Here is a 20075-nt window from a genome sequence, read left to right on the forward strand (position 1 = left end):
AGCTCGCCATGAGTGCTGAAAATGCCTATTCGAACTACTGCCTGAAAGGGTTTGAGGTGGCGCAGCAATATGCAGCGCGCGCGCAGGAACTCTACGGCCGCAGCCGCCAGCAGCTGGAAGAGGCCGAAGTCCCGGCCCGTGATCAACTCCAACAAATCATGGCCTCGTGGCAGCGGGCGTTGAGCGAGGCAGGCAACGGGGACGACGCGCAACAGCGCGCCGCGTCTGCTTGGCTCGATCACGCGCGCCAGTACGGGCAAGCGATGAGCAAGCATCAGAACAGCGTCGGGCAGACCATGAAGGACTTGGGCGAGCAGTTGGCGTCCGCATACGACGAAGCTCAGCAAAAGGCACGCGCGAATTTTTCGGACTACCTGGCCGACCTGCAGACACTGGCGAGCGGCAAATCCGACGAATGACATTGCTCTGTTTGGGGTCGGCATATGACGGCAATCCCCATATCCGGCAACATAAGTGCCGAACGTCGTTCGCTGCTYGGCAAATTGCTTGGCTCGGCCGGACTGCAGCCCCCCGCGTCAGATGATCCGCTACTGTCGCCCCGCAGTCACCCTGGCCCGGCAGCGCTTTCCTGGGCCCAGCAGCGCCTGTGGTTCATGCAGCGCCTCGCGCCGGCAAGCCCTTTCTACAATGTGCCTCTGAACTTGCCCTTGCGCGGCCCTCTCAACGTGGCGGCGCTCAAGCGCGCCCTTGATCACGTGGTTTCACGCCATGCCGCCCTGCGCACTGTGTTCACTGACATTGCAGGCGAGCCGATGCAGCAGGTGATGCCACCCGGCCCGGTGCCGATGCCGCTGCTCGACCTTATGCATCTTGAGCCGAAGGAGCGCGAGAAGGCTGCGCGCCGCGAGGCCGGCGAACAGGCGCGGCTGACGTTTGATCTGCGGCATGGGCCCATGGTGCACGCGCGTTTGCTGCGACTGTCGATGCACGAACACTGGCTCCTGCTGACCCTGCATCACATCGCCTGTGACGGCTGGTCCATGCAGATCCTGCTGCGCGAACTGGCTGCCGCCTATGGGGCCTTCGTCGCCAACCGGCCCTCCCCGCTGCAACCCCTGGCGATCCAGTATGCCGATTTCGCCGAATGGCAGCGCCAGTACTTCAGCGGCGAACGGCTGGAGACGGAGCTGTCCTATTGGCGCCGGCAGCTCGCCGATCTGCCGCAATTGGCGCTGGTGCCGGACCGACCGCGTCCGGACGAGCCGAGCTTCGAAGGTGATTTCGAGGAGCTGAGCATCGGGGCTCCTGTGCTCGTTTTGTTGAAACGGGTGGCAAGCGAAGAAGGCGCTACCCTGTTCATGGTGCTGTTGGCAGGTCTTGCCGCGTTGCTGCAACGCTACACCGGCGACGAGGACATCGCGATCGGCGCCCCGATCGCCAATCGTACGCGGCCCGAGGTCGAGGCGCTGATCGGTTTTTTCGTCAATACACTCGTGTTTCGCATCGACGTCAGCGGCAGACCGACCTTCCGCGAACTGGTGCGCCGTGTGCGGCAGACCGCGCTCGATGCCTACACACATCAGGACATGCCCTTCGAGAAATTGGTCGAAGCGCTTCAGCCCGAGCGCCAGCCTAATCGCAATCCGTTGTTTCAAATCGGGCTGGTGCTTCAGAACGCATGGAACATCGATAGCGGCAGTGCACTGCCGGCTCAGGATTCGGTGGTCTCCATCGAACGCGGAACCTCCATTTTCGATATCGCATTCCACCTGCATGAGCATGCCGGCGGGATTTCCGGAGGCATGGAATACAGCACCGCGTTATTCGATCCCGAGACGGCCGCGCGCATGGTCGGGCATTTCTGCTTCTTGCTGAACTCGGCGGCGGCAGACCCCGACCAGCCGATCGATACGATCGCGATGCTCGACGGGGACGAGCGGAACCGGTTCYGGCACGCGTCCGAGGGCAAAGCGGTCGCCTTCGACGAGACGCCGCTCTGCAAGCAATTCGAGCGCTTCGCAGCGAACGCACCTGAGCGTATCGCACTTGCCGGCCCCGCGGGCACCTTCACATATGGGGCGCTTGACCAGCAGGCTGAAGAACTCGCCGCCGGACTTGAGGAGGCCGGCGTTCGGCCAGGCGAACCGGTATTGCTGCTGCTCGATCGCTCCCCTGCGGCCGTGGTCGCGATACTCGCCGCGCTGAAGGCAGGCGCGGCGTTCGTGCCTCTCGATATCGATCTCCCGATCGAGCGCTTGCGCTATATTGCCGAGGACACCGGGGCGCGCCACGTCCTCACCGAGCCTGCGGCGTGGGGCCGTGTCGAGGGCGCGCTGTCGTTGCTCGAATGCCGGCCACTCTTCGTCAGCGCGATGGCGCGCGACGGCACCACGGCCCCGCGTTCAACTGAGCGCGCATCAGGTGATGTGGCCTACATCATCTACACATCAGGCTCGACGGGCCAGCCGAAGGGCGTGGTCATCGGGCAGCGTGGACTGGCCAATGTTCTGGCGGCCCAACGACGACTGCTCGATACGACGGCGGAAAGCCGTGTGCTGCAGTTCGCCTCGCTCAGCTTCGATGCCGCCGTATTCGAACTCGGCCTCGCCCTCGGCGTCGGCGCCACGCTGGTGATCCCGGGACCAGAGCAACGCATGCCCGGTCCCGGGCTCGCCCGGCTGATCGACGAGGCGCGCGTCACCCACGCGGTGTTGCCGCCTTCCGCGCTGTTTGCGTTCGATGCATCGGGGTTGCGAACTCTCACCACGCTGATGGTGGCAGGCGAAGCTTGTCCGGCCTCGATAGTGGCACAATGGGCGCCCGGCAGGCACTTCTTCAACCTGTACGGTCCCACGGAAACGACCATCTGGGCGACATGGGAGCGATGCGAGGATTTTTCGCGCGCGCCGACCATCGGCGTGCCGATCGACAATATGCGGGCCTTCGTCCTCGATGCGCACGGAGAGCYGGTGCCGATCGGCGTCCCAGGTGAGCTCTGCCTGGAAGGGATCGGACTGGCTCGGCAATATCTTGGCAGGCCGCAACTGACGGCCGAGCGGTTCGTCGAGCTGCGACTGGGCAATGGCCCTGTCGAACGAATCTATCGTACTGGCGACCGGGTGCGATTGCTTGCCGACGGGCGCATCGACTTCATCGGCCGCATCGATCGCCAGATCAAGCTTCGCGGTCACCGGATCGAACTCGGCGAAGTCGAGGCGGCATTGCAATCGCATCCCGAGATCGCCGAGGCGGCGGTCGCAGTGCGCGAGGTCGGCACTGGAGATGCGCGTCTTGTCGCATATGTGGTGCAGCGCGACGACCCATGCGTACCTGACGCGCAGTTCGAGAGCGCAGCTTCCGGCGAGCAGGTGGAACACTGGCACCGCATCTACGATGAAACCTACGGTACGATCGCGGAAGCTACCGACCCGGCATTCGTCATCGATGGCTGGAACAGCAGCTACACGGGCCTGCCGCTAGACGAGCGGACGATGCGAGAGTGGTTGGCAAGCACGGTTGAACGATTGAATTCGCTCGCAGCCGAGCAAGCCCTCGAAATTGGCTGCGGCACCGGTTTGCTGGCTTTTCGCCTGGCACCCAAGGCCCGGCGCTACGTGGCAACCGACATCTCGCAAGGCGCGCTTGACCATATGGCCAAGCATGCGGCCGGCACCGGGATCAAGGGTATCGAGTTCCGTCGTTGCGCTGCGCACGAGGTCGCGGCCCAATCGATGGATGCGGTGGACCTGGTGATCCTCAATTCGGTCGTGCAGTACTTCCCGAGCGAACGCTACCTGATCGACGTGATAGGCGCCGCGTTGTCAACGCTGGGTACCCGCGGCACCGTATTCATCGGTGATGTGCGGAGCCTGGCGCTGCTGGAGTGTTTCGCAGCCTCTGTGGAGTTGTACCGGGCCGAGTCCGACCTGCCGCTGGCCACCTTGCAGGAACGTGTGGCGCGCCGCCTGGGGTTGGAACAAGAGCTGGCGGTCGATTCCGAATTTTTCCTCGCGCTGGCAGCGGATTTCCCCGGCATCCGGGCCGTTGAAATCCTGGCCAAACCGTGCCGTGCCGATAATGAGCTGACGCTTTTCCGATATGACGTCATGCTCCATGTCGGCTGGTCGCCCGAGGTTGTGGAGGCGGGGGACACCTGTGACTGGGCGAGCGTGGGCAGCGCCGAAGCGCTGCTGCGGACGTTGCGGGCACTTGACGGGAAAACCCTGCTGGTCGCCGACATTCCAGGCCGAACCGTCGCGGCGGAGATGCACGCCGCCGCGGAGGTCATGGGCAGCGATGGATCGCGCTGCGTCGGTGATCTGCGCTCGAACGCAGGACAGTTGACCGTGCAGGGGCTTGACGCGGACCAGTTGCTCGCGTGCGCGACCGAAGCCGGCTGCAAGGTCGAGCTTCATGTTGCGGGACGCCACGCGACCGGTCACATCGACGCCGTGTTCAGTCCGCTCGCAATGAATCGGACGGGCCGCGGGCCAATCCCGAGGCGCACTCTTGGAGGCGGCGCCGCGCATCGCCGGCGCTGGACCAACAACCCGCTGCAATCCGCCTTCGCGCGAAAGATGGTACCGCAGGTCCGCGCCTTCCTTGCCCAGCGTTTGCCGGCCTACATGATCCCGGCGCGCTTCCTGCTGCTTGACGCGCTGCCCATGACGGTTAGCGGCAAGATCGACCGCCACCGCCTGCCGAAGATAGACGGCATGCGGCCTGAACTCGGAGCTGAGTACGTTGCCCCATCGACGGCTGCCGAATTGCGGCTCGCCGCCATCTGGGGCGAAATATTGCGGCTTGAGCAGGTAGGCATCAACGACAATTTCTTTGAGCTCGGCGGTGACTCCATCCTCGGCATCCAGGTCGTCAGCCGCGCGCGTGAGGCGGGGCTGTCGATCGAGCCGAACGACATCTTCGTCCACAAGACACTGGCCCTGCTCGCTCGCGCCGCGAAGCCGACCGAATCCGTTGAAGAGGACGTTGATGAAGAAGAGGACGTTGGGGGGTTCGCCCGTCATATCAAGGCGGAGGACCTGGTCACGTTGATGTCGCGCCTCAACCGTGGGCAGGGGGGCCAAGATTGAATACGAACAGCGTTGACGTTGAAGACTTCTGGCCACTGGCGCCGCTCCAGGCGGCGATGCTGGTCGCCAGTCTRCGTGCGCCGGAAAGCGGCGTCTTCATCCAGCAGGAGGTGATGTCGCTGCCGGAGCCCGTCGATGCGCACGCGTTCCAGGCGGCGTGGCACGAACTGCTTCGGCGCACGCCTGCACTGCGCACATCCTTCCACTGGCAAGACCTTGAGCAGCCGGTGCAAGTTGTTCACCGTCACGTCGCGCTGGCTTTCGAACAGCTCGACTGGCGACATCTCGACGCGGCCGCCTTCGAAGCTCAGCTGGCAGGGTACCTGGGGGACAGCCGCCGGGCGGGCTTCGTGCTCGATCGTCCACCGTTGATGCGGCTGGCGCTGATCCGCGGCCGTGCCGGACAAGTGAGATTTGTCTGGCAGTTTCATCACATCCTGCTCGACGGATGGAGTGCGCAACTGCTGGCAGCGGAGATGATCGAACATTATCGCGCGCTGGTCCGCAACGCGCCCTACCAGCCTCCGGTGCGACGCTCGCTACGCCACTACATCGACTGGCTGGCCACGCGCGACCTCGAAGCAGCGCGCGAATATTGGGCCGACGTGCTTCGTGGCTACGACGAGCCGGTGGAGATCGGCCTGCCGCGGCCCCCTGGCCGAGCGGCTCTTGCAGATGCAGACAACGAGGTCAGCGGCAACCTCGATGCAGGGGAATCGGAGCGGCTCAGGGCGTTCGCACGCCAGCACGGCCTGACGTTGAACACCGTACTGCAGGGTGCGTGGGCTTTGCTGCTCGGCCACTATACGGACCGCGACGATGTGGTTTTCGGTGCCGTCGTTTCCGGGCGACCGCCTGAGGTTCCTGGCATCGAGCAGATGATCGGTCTCTTCATCAACGCGGTCCCGGTGCGGGTGCGCGTGGATCCGCAGGCAGCACTGGTGCCATGGCTCAAGGATTTGCAGAGTGCGCAGGCACGCGGCTCGGCTTTCCACCACCTCGACAGCGCCGAACTGCAACGCTGCTGCGAGATCGCCCCTGATCGACCTCTGTTCGACACGCTGGTGGTGTTCGAGAATTTCCCGCAAGCGGCGGCCAAGCTCGAATCCACGACCGGCGGCGTCGACTTGGCGCGTGCCAATGTGCCGCTCAGCTTGCTCGCTGTTCCGGGTGATCGGCTGCAGCTCAAACTGCGGTTCGACCGTAGCCGTTTCCATGGCGATGACATGGGAGCTCTTATCGAGCATCTGCTCAACCTGCTGCGGGGCATATGCGCTGCGCCCTTTGCAACTCTGGCGACCTTTTCGCCGCTCTCCGATGCTGAACGCCGGCGGCTGATCGAAGAACCAAACGTCGGCGATGCCGATGCATGCGTGGATCTGGACCCGCTCGAATTGTTGCGGGGTCTGGCGCGCGACAAAGGCACGGCTCCGGCCTTCATCGCCGACGATCGTGTGCTCGACTTCGACACGTTGGAGCGCGCGTCGTCGCGGCTCGCACGACGGTTACGCGACCTGGGTGTGGATCGCGGCGTGCCGGTCGCCGTGTCTGCACCCCGATCGTTGGAGCAAGTTGTGGCCTTCTACGCCGTGCTGAAGGCGCACGGCGTCTATCTGCCGCTCGATCCGGGCTATCCCAGGCACCGCCTGGAACAGATGCTGGCGGACGCCAAGCCGGCCGTGCTGCTGGCAACCGGCCCAACGCCGCCGGACGGACCGGCAACCGTGATCGACATCGGCGACGTCCTCGAACCCTGCAGCGACGATGCGGCAAACGACGGACCGGTCTGTTGGCGGCGCGACGACCCCGCCTATATCGTCTTCACATCAGGCTCGACGGGCCGGCCGAAAGGAGTGCTGGTTCAATGGGGCCAGGTGTCGAACCGGCTCGCATGGATGTGGCAGGCCTATCCCTTCGCCGCCAACGAAATGGCCTGTCAGCGTACCGCGATCAACTTTGTCGATTCGCTGTGGGAGCTGTTGGGCGCCACGCTGCAAGGTGTGCCGACCACGATCGTTTCCGAGCAGATCGCAACGGATGCTTCCGCGTTGATCCGCCTGCTGGCATCGCGCGGCGTCACAAGGCTGTGGCTGGTGCCGTCGCTGCTTAAGATGATGCTCGAGGCGCAACCGGACCTCGGGCGGCACTTGCCGCACCTGCTGTTCTGGGTTTGCACCGGCGAGCCGCTCCCGGCAGACCTCTACCACCAGTTCCGACGACACCATGCGGAGGCGACGCTCTACAATCTTTACGGGACTTCGGAAATCTGGGACGCCACTTGGTTCGATCCCGATCAAGAGCCTCCCGTGCTGGGCGTCGTCCCGATCGGTCGACCGATCACCGGCGTGCGTGCCTATGTGCTCGACAGCAAGCTGCGCCCCGTTCCGCTTGATGTGGCGGGCGAGCTGTACATTGGCGGCGCAGGTGTCGCGCTTGGATATCTCGGGCCCACCGAACTGACGCGCGAGCGCTTTGTGGGCGACCCTTTTGCAGGCAGCAAGGCGGCACGAATGTATCGCACCGGGGACCTGGCCCGGGTGCAGCGCGACGGCTTGATTGTCTGCCTCGGCCGGCGCGACCAGCAGATCAAGTTGCGTGGCTTCCGGATCGAACCGGCTGAAGTCGAGGCGGTTCTTCGCCAAGCCCCCGAAGTCAGCGATGCCATGGTTGTGCTGCGGGAGGATCGCCTGGTTGCCTATGTCGCTGCGCCCGCATCAAGCTTCGGTGCCCGGCGATTGTTGGCCGGGTTGCGGGAACGGCTTCCGCACGCGTTCCTGCCGGCAGTCATCGTGCGTTTCGACGCGCTGCCGCTGACGCCCAACGGCAAGCGCGACAGACTGGCGCTGCCGCCGCCGGGAGAGCTGCCGGATACTGGCGATGCCAATCCAGTGCTGCCATTTGAAAAGGAGGTCCAGGCGTGTTTCGCGCAGGTGCTGCAGCTGCATCTGGTGACGCTTGACGCAGACTTCTTCCTCGATCTCGGCGGGCATTCGCTGGCGGCCTTGCGCGTCAGTTCACGACTGTCACGCCAACTCGGAACCGATGTGCCGGCGGGAGCCGTGTTTGACCACCCGTCTGTCCGCCAGCTTGCCGGTTGGATCGCGGAGCGCCAGGCCGCGACACCGGAAGCCAGCGACGACGAGCTGTTGGAGCTGTTGACGTCGCTGCCGGCGGCCGAGCGCGAGGCGCTGCTCGCCTCGCGAGAACCAGCTGAATCGAGAGGGGCGCCTTGAACAGTCTGCAAAACCGTATCACCGCAATGACCCCGGAGCAGAAGCGCTCGCTGCGCGAGCACCTCATTCGGGTTCGGCCGGCGCAGGAAATTCCCGTCCAGCCGCGCGACGGGCGCGACTTCCCGCTTTCACACTCGCAAGATCGCCTGTGGTTCCTCGACCAACTCGTTCCGGGCAATCCATTCTACAATATCTCGATTGCGCAGAGGCTGCCGTTTGTCCCGCTCCAGCGTTACCTGGAAAAGGCACTGTCGACGGTAGTCGCCCGCCATGAGGCGCTGCGCACCGTGTTCCCGCTCGTCCGAGGGCAGCCGGTGCAGCGCATTCTGCCTGCAACGACCATGCGATGCGAGATCGACGACCTCAGCTGCGAGCCGGATCCGGAGGCGCGCGCCGCGCAGATTGCCTCGGCTGCCAGCCAGCAGCCTTTCGACCTTGCCGAAGGCCCGCTTCTGCATTGTCGGCTGTTGGAGCTTTCTGCCGGTGAATCACTGCTGCTGCTCGTGATCCATCACATCGTCGCCGACGGATGGTCGCTGGAGAAATTGCTGGCCGAAATCGGCCAGGTCTATTCCGAGCTGTTGACCGGCCGGCTTCCGTCCCTGCCACCATTGCCGGTGCAGTATGCCGACTTTGCCGTCTGGCAACGCGAGGCAATGTCCGGTGAACGGATGGCTCAGCACCGCAAATACTGGGTGCAGCGGCTGGAGGGCATGCAGCAACTCGAGCTGCCCACGGACCATCCTCGTCCCGCCCGGCCAAGTTATCGCGGGGCGCGCGCACCGATCACCATCGACGCAGCCGCAACCGCGGCCGCCGAAGCACTGGCGCGCCGCCTGCACACCACACGCTTCACCGTGCTGTTTGCCGCTTTTGCCGCGCTGCTGCACCGGCTCGCGGGACAGGACGAGGTGACCATCGGCACTCCGATGGCGGCGCGTCCCTATTCCGAGCTCGAAGACGTCGTCGGCTTTTTTGCCAACACCGTGGTTTTGCGGCTGGATTTCAGCGGCAGCTGCAGCTTCGAGGAAGCGGTGGAGCGTACGCATGCGCGGCTGCGTGAGGCGCAGAACCACCAGGACCTGCCCTTCTCCATGGTGGTGGCGGCCCTTGCGCCCGAACAGGATCTGTCGCGCAACCCGCTGTTTCAAGTTTCGTTCCAGGTGCTCTCTTCCAGCCAGGTGCGCAGGACGATCACGGATGCCGCGCCGGCGTTCAACTTCGCGCGTGGCACTTCTGCCTTCGACCTTACCCTGCAGCTTACCGAAACGGCATCGTGCCTGATCGGCGAACTGGAATACGCTACCGATCTCTTTCAGCAGGCGAGCGCCGAACGACTGGTGGAGCGCTTCCTGCGACTACTTTGCGCGGCACTGGCCGATCCCGAAGCGTCGGTGGCGGATCTGCCGCTGATGGATGCCGCCGAACTGCGTCAGTTGGAAGCCTGGTCGCGAGGCCCTGTGATGCCGTCGGCCGAAACCGACCTGTGCGGGCTGTTCGAAGCACAAGCGCGTCTGAGCCCGGACGCAGTCGCCTGCCAGGCACCCGACGGACGCCTCAGTTATGCGGAGCTCGACGGCGGCGCCAACAGTCTCGCTCATCAACTCATCGCACACGGCGTGGAGCCCGGCGATTGCGTCGGGGTCGCGATCGAGCCGTGCACGTACCTGCCGATGGCACTGCTCGCCGTGCTCAAGGCCGGCGCTGCCTATGTGCCTCTGGGGTCTGAATTGCCAGTTCAGCGCGCCCGCGATATGCTCGTCGATGCAGGGGCGACGGTGCTTCTTGTCTCCAAGGGCACGGAATCCGACTTGCAAACGGGGCTCACCTCGATCGCGGTGGATCGCGAACCACCGCAATCCGGCGTAACGCCCCCGAAGGTGCGGCGCGACGCCGAGAGCCCGGCCTACATATTGTTCACTTCCGGTTCCACCGGACGGCCCAAGGGCGTCTCGGTGCCGCATCGTGCATTGCTCAACTACCTCCGCTGGTGCATGAGCGTCTATCCGGTGAACGATGGCGAAGGGGCACCGCTGTGCACTTCGATCACCGCCGACATGTCGGTCACCACGCTTTTCGTGCCGCTCTTGTGCGGCAAGACCGTGTTCTTGCTGCCAGCCGGGGGCGGCCTCGAAGCGCTCGAGGAAGCGCTTCACTCGGGCCGGCGCTACAGCTTTGTCAAATTGACCCCAAGCCACCTCGAAGGTTTGCGCCAGCTTGCGGCAGGGCGGGCGCCCGCCTGCGCAACCGGCTGTTTCATCGTTGGGGGCGAAGCCTTGCACGGCGAGACGCTGGAGCCCTGGCGCACGCACATGCCGGGATTGCTGATCGTCAATGAGTACGGGCCAACAGAAACCACGGTTGGTTGCTGCGCGCATTTTCTGCGCGCCGGCGACATTCGACCGGGCCCGGTGCCGATTGGCCGTCCAATCGCCCTCACGCGGTTGAATGTGTGTAACGGGTCCGGTGCGCCGGTCCCGGTCGGGGTGGTTGGCGAACTGCGAATTGGCGGCGCCGGCGTTGCGCTGGGCTATGTCGGTCAGGCCGGTCTCACCGCGGAGCGTTTCGTACGCGGACCGGACGGAGCCCTGGTCTACCGTTCAGGAGACCGAGTGCGGCACCGTCGTGATGGCACGCTCGAATACCTCGGCCGCGCCGACAATCAGATCAAGTTGCGTGGCCACCGTGTCGAGCCAGATGAGGTGGAGGCTGCATTGCGCACACACCCGGCGGTGGCCGAAGCGGCCGTGGTGCTGCATCACGCCGGGCCGGGTGATGACCGGCTGCATGCGGCATTGCTGCTTGCGCCGGGGTGCGACCTCGATCAGGCCGACTTGACCGGGACTTTTCGCAACCATCTCCAGGATAAACTGCCGCCGTTCATGATCCCGAGCGCCTTCAAGGTCGTCGAAGAGATCCCGCTCACCGCCAATGGCAAGGCAGACCGCGATCGTATCGCCGGGATGCTTGCCGGCGCCGCCCCGAGGCAGCGGCGGCACGCGACTCCGCAAACCGCCCTTGAAACATTGCTCGTCAGGTGCTTCTGCGACGTGTTGAAGGTCCCGGAAGCCGGCGCGACCGACGATTTCTTTGCCGATCTCGGAGGCCACTCGCTATTGGCTACGCGACTGGTTTCGCAACTGCGAGAGCTGCTGCAGATCGAGATTCCGCTGCGTCGAGTGTTCGAGGCCCGATGCGCACGCGAGCTTGCACGCGCGATTGCCCCTGACGATTCGGCGCGGCAGCGGTTGGAAGCGGCCGCAGCCATCGTGCTCCAGGTGCTTGAAATGAGCGATGCCGATGTACGCCAACAATTGCATGAGCAAGGAGATGGCGCATGCGTGTGATGCTAGATGTGTTCTCCGGTCGTCCCAACCCGACATGGCAGGTGCCGCCGGCTTTGGCCCAACATTTCAGGCAGCTGATGTCGCGCCAGGGAGGGCCGGCTTCTGCCACCCCGATGCCGGCGCTTGGCTATCGCGGCCTGCTTGTCGGGAGTGGTCCGGAAGACGCCGACGCGCCCGCAGCCTTTTATGTCGGCGTGCCACCGCCTGCGACAGTGGAGACCAGGGAGGAGCTCGTCTCCGCACGACGGGCGCCGCTGCCGGATTACGAGCGCGAGGCCGTTTTGGCGCTGTTGGAAAGCGCCCGACCGATCGTTGCGCGTACAGTGATCGATGAAGCAGCGCGCTGCGTCGAATGGCGGGGCGACGGGGTGGCACCACGTGCTGGCCGCAGCGCCGCGCTACGCGCCAGCCACGCGGACGCGGCCACAGCTGCCGAACAGCCGGAGGTCGGCCCGCCCTGTGAGCCGATCCTCGCCGCTTATAGCCCCTGGTTCTGGAACACAGCTTCCGTGCGCCTTCGCAACAATTGCTACAATTATGCCAGCAACTATGTTTCCAATTTCGTGGCGCAGCCCGGACGCAGGGTTGGCCGCCAGTATGACGAGTTCAGCTGCGAGGCGGTTGCGCGAGCTGCAATCGCCGATGGGTTCAGGGCCAACTGCGACGGCCCGGCGCGGCTGGCGGCGCTGGCTGTTTGGCCGGGACACGATTTCCATTGGTACCGCTCGCATGGCGCCTTCTGGGCCCACAAGCTGGGCATCTACAGTGCCCGCAATGTCGACAACCAGGGCCGCGTCATTGCCGGCGCACTGACGCCGGCGACGTGCGACCGCGGCCCCTACACACAATTTTGCAGCTATCTGTTCGTACCGCCGGGAGTGGAGGTCTTGTAGTGCGCGTGGTGTTGGACATGTTCTCTGGAAGGCCGAATCCTACGTTCGGGCTGGCACCCAATGAGGCCGCGGAACTGGCCGCCCGGGCGCGGGCGTTGTCGGTTCCAAGCGTCGCGCCGCCCGGGCCTCAGGCGGGCTGGCGCGGGTTCGTCGTCCTGGGCGACGGCCTGCCCGGTTCTGAACCGATCTTACTGCGGGTCAAGGAGAAGGTGGTCGAGATGCAAGGTGGCGCCTGGCAGGACAGCACCGGTATCGAGGCGTTGCTTGAGACGTCTGCGCGACGTCATGGCTATGGCGCGTTACTGGATGAAGCGCGCAAACGGACCAACTCTGGAGCTGTATCATGAACCCGGAGCAACAATCGCCTTGGCAATGGACCCATGACGGTCCCCAACTCGACTTCGCCCGCGCTTTCGCACGCTTTCGCGGCGTCCTCGAATCCGCCTGGACATCGCCAGAGGATGGCGCGGCCGTTGCCGAGACCTTCGCCCGCTGCGCCGAGGCGATGCAGGAGCCGCTCCAGGCCCCCGAGGCGGCGGAACGCATAGCTCAGTCATTTGCCACCTATCACGAGGCGCTGCGTGCGGCGACACTGACGCCGGAAGCGCGAAGGATGGTGCGGGAGGCACTGCACGAATACGTGGCCGACCTCATCAAGGCTTGGGCTGCGGTCCCGCCTGACAATTTGGCGGCTGCGGATCTTGTGGCGATCGCGCAAAGCATGAGCTGGATCGCCAATGTGGCGGTCGACATCGAAAATGCCTGAGCCGCCGGACGTCGGCAAGGTCGACTTGTGGCTGCTCGACGTGCGGCCGTGCATTGCGGCAGAAGCCGATGCGCTGGAGCTGCTCGACGATGAAGAACGCGGGCGCGCGGTGCGGCTGCGTTGCCCCCGGGCGCGGGCACAATTCGTGCGCACGCGAGCGGGATTGCGTCGCATCCTGGCGAGTTACCTGGCGGTGCAGCCACAGTCCGTCCCCTTTGCGTATGGCGCTCACGGCAAGCCTCGGTTGCCGTGCGAACGGTTGCGCTTCAATGTTTCGCATGCGGGTGGGGCGGCGCTTCTCGCATTTGCATCTGAGTGCGAGGTCGGCGTCGATCTGGAACGCATCGAGACCATCGATGCCGCCGAAATCCTGACGACATGGGCATCGCCACGCGACTATGCCGCCTGGAGAGCCTCCTCCCCCGGCGACCGCCTGGCCGCCCTCTACCGCGGCTGGGTGCGCAAGGAGGCGATACTCAAGGCGTGGGGTTGCGGATTTTCCGTGGCGCCTCAAGAGCTTGACGTACCCATGAGTGCGAGGGCCGGGGAACATATCGTCGTCGGTGCGGCCTTGCACCGTCCCAACTGCCGAGTTCTCGATGTGCCGGTAGGCAGTTCCTGGACTGCGGCGCTCGCAGTCGAAGGCGGGGCACCTTGTACGGCCTCGTTCATGGTCCAGCCTGCGTAAGACCGACCCGGCTGTCTCGAAAGATGCCCAGCAATTTGGTTCTGGAGAACAGCTTTCCTTGACGGGAGCGGCTAAGCGACCAATGTACGGAGGCCTTCTTGTCTGCAGGAACYTTTGCTTATGACCGCCTCGATCTACGATATTCCGTTCAGCCGCGCCGACGGCTCAACAACAAGCCTTCGTGCATATGCCGACAGCGTCCTTTTGATCGTCAACGTCGCCTCCAAATGCGGCTACACCAACCAGTATGATGGGCTGGAGGCGCTCTACGGGTCGTACCACGAGCGTGGCCTGGCGGTGCTCGGCTTTCCGGCCAATGACTTCGCCGGCCAGGAACCGGGCACCGACGCCGAAATCCAGGACTTCTGCCGGCTGACCTATGGTGTCGAATTCCCTGTGTTCGCCAAGATCGTGGTCAAGGGACCACAGAAGCATCCGCTCTATCAAGCGTTGATCGAGGCGCTGCCGAAGGCTGTCTTCCAACCGGGTAGCAAACTGGCTGCCCGGATGGCCGGGAAAGGTGCCGCTCCCGGACCCGACGAGGTGAGTTGGAACTTCGAGAAGTTTCTGGTCGACCGCAAGGGGAACGTTGTCGCCCGCTTTGGCTCCGACATCGAGCCGCAGGACGAGGCGATCGTCGGCCCTCTCCGCAAGCTCCTGGCGGTGTGACGCGAGATACAGCCTGCTGGGTGCGGCCCTTCCATGGCTGCGTGCTGCAAGGTTTTTGGCACCGCTGCGTTGCAGCTTCAGTGGTAATGCCACCCATCTAACGCGAGGAGAGTAGGCCATGGATCTGCAACTGGACGGAAAACGCGCCCTGGTCACCGGCGGCAGCAAGGGAATTGGTCGTGCCATCGCCCGGCAGTTGGCCCTGGAAGGCGTCGATCTCGTCATCGCCGCACGCAACGTTGCCGATGTGGACATTGCCGCGCGCGAACTGGCTGCGGAGACCGGACGCAAGATCGTCGGACTGACCGTCGACACACAGGACGACAGCTCGGTCAGAGCGCTGGTGGCCGCAACGGTCGCGGCGCTCGGCGGCCTCGACATTCTGGTCAACGCCGCGGCCAAACCGGGCGGGCAGGCACCGCCGCCGAAACTGGCCGAGATCACCGACGACCTGTTCTGGGATGACGTGAACGTCAAGGTGATGGGCTATCTTCGCATGGCGCGCGAGGCTGCTCCTCACATGGCTGCCGCAGGCTGGGGCCGAATTATCAACATAAGCGGCCTCGCAGCGCGCCAGACCGGCTCGATCATCGGCTCGATCCGCAATGTTGCCGTCTCTGCCCTGACCAAGAACCTTGCCGACGAATTGGGCCCCAAGGGGATCAACGTGACGGTGGTCCATCCTGGCCTGACCCGCACCGAAAAGACCGCTCCCCTGGTCGCCGCTCGCGCGGCTTCGGCAGGCGTTTCGCCCGAGGAGATCGAACAGCGTCTTGCCGCTGATGTCACGATCGGTCGCCTCGTCGATATGGCCGAGATCGCCAACGTCGTTGCATTCCTCGCTTCGCCGCGAAGCGTTGCCATCAACGGCGACGCGATCGCATGCGGCGGCGGGGTCAAGGGGCCGATACACTATTAGCCGGCAACGGCCGGCGGCTGTTGCAGTCGGCTACTTGTGCATCAAAAATTCTCCACCCAAGGCCGCAATTCAATCTCCCACGTCCAGGCGCTTCGATGCTGCTGATGGATCGCGAGATAGGCTTCGGCGATCGCGTCCGGCGAAAGCCAACGGTCGGGCGGGGTCGAGTCTGGCGACCGCCCCGGGTCACTGGATGCTATGCCGCCATCGATGACGAAATGCGCCACATGGATGTTCTTTGGCGCAAGCTCGCGCGCCATCGACTGCGCCAGCCCACGCAGACCAAACTTCGGCATTGCGAAACCGGCGGAATTGGCAAAGCCCTTGACGCTGGCCGTGGCTCCCGTGAACAGGATCGATCCGGCGCCCGCGGCCTGCAACCGACGTGCTGCTTGCTGACCGAACAGAAAGCCGCCATAGGCACCCACGAGCAGTGCTCTTTTCACCTCCTCCGGATCGAGATCGGCAATGCCGCCGCGCACGCGGCCGGCCGCATTGAAGATCGCAAGCGAGAGCGGGCCGATGCCATCCACCGCACGGAACAGGTTTTCCACCGATGCCGGGTCCGACACGTCGGTTGAGATCACCTCGGCCCCGGTCTCGGTGGCAAGCGCGTCGAGCTTCGCAACATTGCGCGCCGCCAGCACCAGCTTGAATCCTTGGCGGCTGAATACCCTCGCCAACGAGGCGCCAAGGCCGGATCCCACGCCTGCGATAACGGCAACTTTGCTTGTCATGGTTTTCTCCGGGGTTGCGCCTTTGTGATGGGGATAAGCCCTCAGTCAGGCAGATGAATAGCTCGCTGGTTGTAAAGGATCTTGCGGATGTGGGCCTGTTCCTCCGGCGTAAGCTTGCTCTGGTCGGTTGACAGGTCGGCGCCCACCGCCAGGCCACGCTGCACGCCCGGGCGGGCGCCGACCTCCTCGAACCAGCGTTTGAAATGCCTGAACTCATTGATGTCCTGGCCCTGTGCCTGCCAGTTGACGGTCCAAGGATAGCTGATGATATCGGCGATGGTGAAGTCTTCACCTGCAAGGTAGCGGCGATCGCGAAGTCGCATATTGAGGACGCCGTAGAGCCGGTTTGCTTCGTCGGTGAAGCGGCGCACCGCATAGGACTGGTCGCCTTCCCTGTCGCCCAGCCTGCGGAAATGACCCGCTTCGCCCAGCTTCGGCCCCTGGTTGGCCATCTGCCATATCACCCACTGCGCGACATCGTACTTGGTGCGCAGGTCCTGCGGCCAGAGCTTGCCGGTCTTCTCCGCAAGATAGAACAGGATCGCGCCGGACTCGAACACGCCGATGGGCGCGCCGCCGCCTTTCGGTTCGTTATCGACGATGGCCGGCATGCGGTGGTTGGGATTGAGCTTTAGGTATTCAGGCGTGAACTGGTCACCATGTGAGATGTCCACAGGCTTCAGTGCGTAAGGCGTGCCTGTCTCTTCCAGGAAGATCGAGATTTTTTTTCCGTTGGGCGTCGGCCAGTAATAGAGATCGATCATGCTGCGTCCTGCCTGCACTGTTGGGGAAGCGGCATCAGCTTCGCGCCATTCGCTCATGAAGCAAGCTAGACGAAATCGGGTTCCGGTTCACGAAGCGACGATCTACGGATGCACGATTTTGAGGAAAAATTGTCTGTACGAGGACGGAGGCTGAGCAAGCGTCAGGACGCGCTTGACCGTGGCCCGCGGGCAGCTACGGCACCAGCGCCGCCTAAKCTGGAATAAACACCGTCAGCCTGATGCCGGATATGGACAGTTTGCTTACGTTAGCCGTGCTCGCGTGGTGCGCGGCGTGGCCAGGAGCAGGCTCGTTTCGCTGCCCGTTATGCCGGCAATCAATCGGATGCGCCGTAGCACAGCATCGAAATCTGTCAGTGATGCCGTCCCGAGTTCGACCACCAGATCCCACCGGCCATTGGTGGTGTGGATGGTCGAGACTTCCGGGAAGCCGCCCAGCGCCCGGACCACGCGGTCGGCGGCATGGCCCTCGATCTCGATGAGCATGATACCGCGGATGCGCTGATCGACAGCGTCGGCGCGCAGCACCACCGTGTACCCGATGATGTCGCCGGACCGTTCCAGGCGCTCCATACGCGCCCTGACCGTGGCGCGCGAGACGCCCAGATCGACGGCGAGATCCGACACGCTGCGCCGCGCGTCATGCCGCAGCAAGGTTACGAGCCGTTCGTCCAGTGTATCCATCAGCTTACCATTTTGACCAGTTCTGCTGCCAATACGATAAACAATGCATTTCGAATTGCCAATTCTGCCTGTTCATATCGCCGGCTCGCCATGGTTCTCTCGCGGCATTCGAACTTGGCCGTGGGAAAAACAATGCGTTGCAAAATCGTCGGGGCACCGGTGCAGGACGGCGCTGGCAGAATGGGCTGCGAAATGGGGCCGAGCGCCCTGAGGACCGCCGGACTTGTTGAAGTGCTGTCCGGCCTCGGCCACGCTGTCGAGGATATGGGCGCCGTACAGGCGATGCCGGCGAGACGCATTTCGCATGGCAATCTGGCGCTGAAGGCCCTGCCCGAAATATCGGCCTGGACATCCGCCATTGCCGCGGCCGCCTATGCGGCGAGCGAGGACGCCATGCCGATCTTTCTCGGCGGCGACCACTCGATCTCGGCCGGGACCGTGTCGGGTCTCGCCCGCCGCGCCGCTGAGACCGGGCGGCCGCTGTTCGTGCTGTGGCTCGACGCGCACCCGGACTTCCACACGCTCGACACCACCGCCAGCGGCAATCTGCACGGCGTTCCGCTCGCTTACGCCAGCGGCCAGCCGGGTTTCCACGGCTATTTTCCGGATCTACCGGCAGCGGTCGATCCCAAGCGTATCTGCACAATGGGCCTGCGCAGTGTCGACCCGGCCGAGCGCAGCGCGCTCAACCAGGCGGGCGTGACCGTGCACGACATGCGCGCCATAGACGAGCATGGCATCGCGCCGCTGCTGCGCGCCTTCCTGGCGCGGGTGTCCGATGAAAACGGGCTGCTGCATGTCAGTCTCGACGTTGATTTCCTCGACCCGTCGATCGCGCCCGCAGTCGGCACCACGGTTCCCGGAGGCGCGACGTTCCGTGAGGCGCATCTGGTGATGGAGATGCTGTCCGACAGCGGCCTCGTCTCCAGCCTGGACCTGGTCGAGCTGAATCCTTTTCTGGACGAGCGTGGCCGCACCGCAACGCTGATGGTCGACTTGACGGCGAGCCTGATGGGCCGCCGCATCATGGACCGGCCGACCCGCAGCCATTCCGGGAGCTTTTGATCATGACCACGGCAAAGCTGAACATCGTCCCCTTCGTCAGCGTCGACCGCATGATGAAGCTGGTTAATGTCATCGGTGTCGAGCGCTTCCTGACCGAACTCGCTGGCTACATCGAGGAAGACTTCCGTCGCTGGGACCTGTTCGACAAGACGCCGCGCATCGCCTCGCATAGCCATGACGGCGTCATCGAGCTGATGCCGACAAGCGATGGTCGCCTCTATGGCTTCAAATATGTCAACGGCCATCCGAAGAACATGCGCCAGGGTCTGCAGACGGTCACGGCCTTCGGCGTACTCGCCGATGTCGGCAGCGGCTATCCGATGCTGCTCACGGAAATGACCATCCTGACTGCCCTGCGCACCGCCGCCACGTCCGCTGTCGCAGCCAAGTATCTGGCACCGAGCGGCGCGCGCACCATGGCCATCATCGGCAATGGCGCGCAGTCGGAATTCCAGGCGATCGCCTTCAAGGCGCTGACCGGCGTCGACCGGCTGAGGCTCTACGACATCGACCGCTCCGCCTCGCGCAAATGCGCCAAGAACCTGGCTGGCATGGGATTTGACATCACCATCTGCGAAACCGGACAGGAAGCGGTCGAAGGTGCCGGGATCATCACGACCGTTACCGCAGACAAGCAGTGCGCCACCATTCTCACCGACAACATGGTCGGCTCCGGCGTCCACATCAACGCCGTCGGCGGCGACTGCCCCGGCAAGACCGAACTGCACAGGGACATCCTGCTGCGCTCGGACATCTTCGTCGAATTCCCGCCCCAGACACGCATCGAGGGCGAGATCCAGCAGCTGGATCCCGACCATCCGGTGACCGAGCTCTGGCAGGTGATCGCCGCCAAGACCCAAGGCCGCCGAGACGCCAAGCAGATCACCCTGTTCGATTCCGTCGGCTTCGCGATCGAGGATTTTTCCGCGCTACGCTATGTGCGTGACCAGTTGCAGGCGACTGGCCTCTATGAGGAACTCGACCTGCTCGCTGATCCGGATGAACCACGCGACTTGTTCGGCATGCTGCTAAGAGCAGCCATGCAGCCGGCAGCATAAACAAGGCTCATCTCGAGAACAGCAGGTCTCTGCCTTGCCAGCCGAGCCAGATTTCCTTTTACGTTTGAACAGAAGTTTAGACGCTCAGGGAAATGGATCGAAGGTGCGCAAAAGACAGTTCTTTACGATCCGTTAACCGCGTCGATACTTTGGCGCAAATTTCCGTTACGGAAGCCAAAAACC

Annotated in this window: 15 protein-coding genes; 12 read left to right on the forward strand and 3 right to left on the reverse strand. The window is 64.0% G+C overall.

Annotation, left to right across the window (positions count from 1 at the left end):
- The 10 genes from ACXJ7R_RS07100 to ACXJ7R_RS07145 form a co-directional block, all read left to right on the forward strand.
- The coding region (locus ACXJ7R_RS07100) for a hypothetical protein (RefSeq protein WP_457151201.1) at nucleotides 1-419 on the forward strand (419 nt) is incomplete at its 5' end.
- Nucleotides 420-443: 24 nt separating this feature from the next.
- Complete coding sequence (locus ACXJ7R_RS07105; protein WP_457151202.1) at nucleotides 444-5051, forward strand: amino acid adenylation domain-containing protein; 4608 nt, start codon at nucleotides 444-446, stop codon at nucleotides 5049-5051.
- Nucleotides 5048-8284 (forward strand): amino acid adenylation domain-containing protein, encoded by a 3237-nt coding sequence (locus ACXJ7R_RS07110; protein ID WP_457151203.1) that lies wholly within the window; start codon nucleotides 5048-5050, stop codon nucleotides 8282-8284. The genes ACXJ7R_RS07105 and ACXJ7R_RS07110 overlap by 4 nt, the downstream gene beginning before the upstream one ends.
- The gene (locus ACXJ7R_RS07115; RefSeq protein WP_457151204.1) at nucleotides 8281-11631 is read left to right on the forward strand and encodes an amino acid adenylation domain-containing protein; all 3351 of its coding nucleotides are present in this window, start codon (nucleotides 8281-8283) and stop codon (nucleotides 11629-11631) included. The genes ACXJ7R_RS07110 and ACXJ7R_RS07115 overlap by 4 nt, the downstream gene beginning before the upstream one ends.
- On the forward strand, nucleotides 11622-12524 hold the full coding sequence (locus ACXJ7R_RS07120; RefSeq protein ID WP_457151205.1) for a hypothetical protein: 903 nt from the start codon (nucleotides 11622-11624) through the stop codon (nucleotides 12522-12524). The genes ACXJ7R_RS07115 and ACXJ7R_RS07120 overlap by 10 nt, the downstream gene beginning before the upstream one ends.
- Complete coding sequence (locus ACXJ7R_RS07125; protein WP_457151206.1) at nucleotides 12524-12871, forward strand: hypothetical protein; 348 nt, start codon at nucleotides 12524-12526, stop codon at nucleotides 12869-12871. The genes ACXJ7R_RS07120 and ACXJ7R_RS07125 overlap by 1 nt, the downstream gene beginning before the upstream one ends.
- Entirely contained in the window at nucleotides 12868-13290 is a 423-nt protein-coding gene (locus tag ACXJ7R_RS07130) for a hypothetical protein (protein ID WP_457151207.1), read from the forward strand. The genes ACXJ7R_RS07125 and ACXJ7R_RS07130 overlap by 4 nt, the downstream gene beginning before the upstream one ends.
- Nucleotides 13283-13978: a 4'-phosphopantetheinyl transferase family protein gene (locus tag ACXJ7R_RS07135; RefSeq protein WP_457151208.1), complete on the forward strand. Its 696-nt coding sequence runs from the start codon at nucleotides 13283-13285 to the stop codon at nucleotides 13976-13978. The genes ACXJ7R_RS07130 and ACXJ7R_RS07135 overlap by 8 nt, the downstream gene beginning before the upstream one ends.
- A 120-nt stretch (nucleotides 13979-14098) precedes the next feature.
- Nucleotides 14099-14647, forward strand: coding sequence for a glutathione peroxidase (locus ACXJ7R_RS07140; protein ID WP_457151209.1), 549 nt, complete (start codon nucleotides 14099-14101; stop codon nucleotides 14645-14647).
- 118 nt (nucleotides 14648-14765) lie between these two features.
- Nucleotides 14766-15566, forward strand: coding sequence for an SDR family oxidoreductase (locus ACXJ7R_RS07145; RefSeq protein WP_457151210.1), 801 nt, complete (start codon nucleotides 14766-14768; stop codon nucleotides 15564-15566).
- A 41-nt stretch (nucleotides 15567-15607) separates the two neighbouring features.
- Here the strand turns inward: ACXJ7R_RS07145 and ACXJ7R_RS07150 are convergent, their stop codons facing one another.
- From ACXJ7R_RS07150 to ACXJ7R_RS07160, 3 genes are all read right to left on the reverse strand, one after another.
- Nucleotides 15608-16303 carry an SDR family NAD(P)-dependent oxidoreductase gene (locus ACXJ7R_RS07150; protein ID WP_457151211.1) on the reverse strand — a complete coding sequence of 232 codons (696 nt, stop codon included), beginning with the start codon at nucleotides 16301-16303 and terminating at the stop codon, nucleotides 15608-15610.
- 41 nt (nucleotides 16304-16344) lie between these two features.
- Nucleotides 16345-17067: a glutathione binding-like protein gene (locus ACXJ7R_RS07155; RefSeq protein ID WP_457151212.1), complete on the reverse strand. Its 723-nt coding sequence runs from the start codon at nucleotides 17065-17067 to the stop codon at nucleotides 16345-16347.
- A gap of 261 nt (nucleotides 17068-17328) precedes the next feature.
- Nucleotides 17329-17769, reverse strand: a complete 441-nt coding sequence (locus ACXJ7R_RS07160; RefSeq protein ID WP_095080404.1) for an Lrp/AsnC family transcriptional regulator — start codon at nucleotides 17767-17769, stop codon at nucleotides 17329-17331.
- 132 nt (nucleotides 17770-17901) lie between these two features.
- Between ACXJ7R_RS07160 and rocF the strand changes: the two genes are divergently transcribed.
- Both rocF and ACXJ7R_RS07170 read left to right on the forward strand, forming a co-directional pair.
- Nucleotides 17902-18834: an arginase gene (gene rocF, locus ACXJ7R_RS07165; RefSeq protein WP_457151213.1), complete on the forward strand. Its 933-nt coding sequence runs from the start codon at nucleotides 17902-17904 to the stop codon at nucleotides 18832-18834.
- Between the two features lie 2 nt (nucleotides 18835-18836).
- Nucleotides 18837-19892, forward strand: coding sequence for an ornithine cyclodeaminase (locus tag ACXJ7R_RS07170; RefSeq protein WP_457151214.1), 1056 nt, complete (start codon nucleotides 18837-18839; stop codon nucleotides 19890-19892).
- Nucleotides 19893-20075 lie beyond the last annotated feature (183 nt).

It is taken from the genome of Mesorhizobium sp. P5_C1, assembly GCF_054049815.1.